This window comes from Mesorhizobium sp. B1-1-7 (assembly GCF_006442705.1).
Taxonomy (GTDB): Bacteria; Pseudomonadota; Alphaproteobacteria; order Rhizobiales; family Rhizobiaceae; genus Mesorhizobium; species Mesorhizobium opportunistum.
The window spans coordinates 1-1054 of the sequence record NZ_VFWQ01000041.1; the positions used below are offsets into that span (position 1 = coordinate 1).

Consider the following 1054-nt stretch of genomic DNA (forward strand, 5'->3'; position numbering starts at 1 on the left):
AAAGTTAAAAAACGGGTCTGGGTATTCTTTGCTGAAGGACAGCGTTCCCTGCCCCATCCCCACTACCGAAAAAGATGCGCACCGCGCCGCTCCTTCGAATTCGACATTACCCATGAGCCGGCGGCGTTCAACCACGATCGTACCGGCGAAAGGTCTGTTCGGCTGCTATCCCCCAGCGTTGTTGCACAAATGACACGATTTGGCCTCACTCAGAAAGCTCTCGTTAACCTTCAGGCCCGCCGCAACCGCTTGTTTCCAGCCGAATCCGGCAATCGGCCGACGGAATCATGGCAAGGCCTGGAGTCGCCAGCCTGGGATTTGCCGCAGAACCGCCGCAGCTGGGGGAAACCCGCGATTTCCGGTGCCATCTTATTTTTCCATATAATGATGCGGGCTTGTTGATTGTGGCGGCGCTTTTCTTTATCTGCGGCGCAACGGAGAGGTGGCCGAGTGGTCGAAGGCGCTCCCCTGCTAAGGGAGTAGAGGTCAAAAGCTTCTCGTGGGTTCGAATCCCATCCTCTCCGCCATCCTGCTTCGCTCTTCGAGCTTCGCAGGACAAGCCCAGACCTCCCCGCGAAGCAGGATGCCCTCCGAAGCCTTGGCGAAGGAGGGCGGCAAGTCTCTGAGAATCCTTGTAAAAAACAAGGTTGGCAGTCCACACGTCACGAGCCAAGATGCCCTTGCTTGGCTAGGGAGGGCGGTTTGTGTGGTATGTATATCTGCTGGAAAGCATGGCTGTGGGAGGTGAACGCTATATTGGCGTGACTGCCGACCTGAAGCGGCGAGTTGCTGAGCACAATGCCGGGAAATCCAGCCACACATCCAAGTTTCTGCCATGGCGGGTCGTGACCTATGTTGCCTTCTCGAATCAAGCCAAGGCGGTCTCATTCGAGCGCTATCTCAAATCGGGATCAGGGCACGCTTTCGCCAACAAACGTCTGTGGTGAAGACTCGCATTCCTGGTGAAATCCAAGAGATTTTCCAGAAAACCTGTGCAAACACAATGATTTAAGGAAAAAGCGCGGCTTGTCAAAGCTGTCATTTCGTTCGATTC

2 protein-coding genes and 1 tRNA gene are annotated in these 1054 nt (G+C 55.1%); all 3 read left to right on the forward strand.

Translation table 11 applies throughout. The annotated features are described in order from the left end of the window. Nucleotides 1-402 (forward strand): hypothetical protein (locus FJ978_RS33020; protein WP_210241459.1); only part of this gene is annotated, 402 nt, incomplete at its 5' end. A 34-nt stretch (nt 403-436) separates the two neighbouring features. Beyond that, nucleotides 437-527 (forward strand) — tRNA-Ser (locus FJ978_RS32630). Between the two features lie 177 nt (nt 528-704). Further along, the gene (locus FJ978_RS32635; RefSeq protein ID WP_140576949.1) at nt 705-947 is read left to right on the forward strand and encodes a GIY-YIG nuclease family protein; all 243 of its coding nucleotides are present in this window, start codon (nt 705-707) and stop codon (nt 945-947) included. The last annotated feature ends 107 nt before the right edge of the window (nt 948-1054 follow it).